This is a genomic window from Sporosarcina sp. Y352 (genome assembly GCF_056786535.1).
On record NZ_JBXCJE010000042.1, the window covers coordinates 1 to 728 of the forward strand.

General features: G+C 33.1%; 1 pseudogene. It reads left to right on the forward strand.

Going from position 1 to position 728, the window contains the following annotated elements:
• Window positions 1-274: 274 nt before the first annotated feature.
• A pseudogene (locus tag AC1TO6_RS21130) lies at window positions 275-492 on the forward strand (DUF6262 family protein); the annotation flags it as partial.
• Window positions 493-728 lie beyond the last annotated feature (236 nt).

Here is a 728-nt window from a genome sequence, read left to right on the forward strand (position 1 = left end):
TTTTTCAAATGTAGTTCCCAATATGGTTTCATTAATTGGAATCCAAATCCCATTTGTTGTCGGTTTCTTGATCTTCGGCCTGAATCGATTATTGCCGGATATGATACACATTGGGAATCCTAAGTGGTTAGCCCCTGTTTCTTTCAGCAGCATGGTTATCGTAAGCATCATTATTATTTATTTCCTAATAAAGCGCGAGAAAAAGATGGATATTTTGATATAAAAAAAGAGAGTTATTGTTACGTTTAAATAGACTAAACTAATTAAAGGATAGGCTGATGTATCAAAAGCAACGCTCGATAATACCAGGGGCTTCCGTTGGAGAATTGAAACTCTACGAGAGTACCTACACCGAAACAGGTAAAACGAGAAGTGAATGAAAACAACAATGATTCCTTTATTGCATCACTGAAAAGGAAAAATAAGAAGTTGGAAAAGGAAAACAAGCAATTAAGAGAACAATTGAAAGTAGCTTATGCAGATGTCTATTAAATCTTATGAGGGAAAAAATTTCTCCATCTCTTCTTCAACTAACGGGGCAGGTTAGTTCAATAAGCCGAATTTTTAAAGTGTAGGAAATAGTGTATAATAGAATTGTTAAACTTTTTGCATACATATTCAGTAAGTTTAATAAATAGGAGGAAGAAAAATGAAGAAAATTATTGGGATATTCATAGTTGTACTGATTTCAATAGGGGTAGCTGATATGTTACAAGGAGTTATTTTAA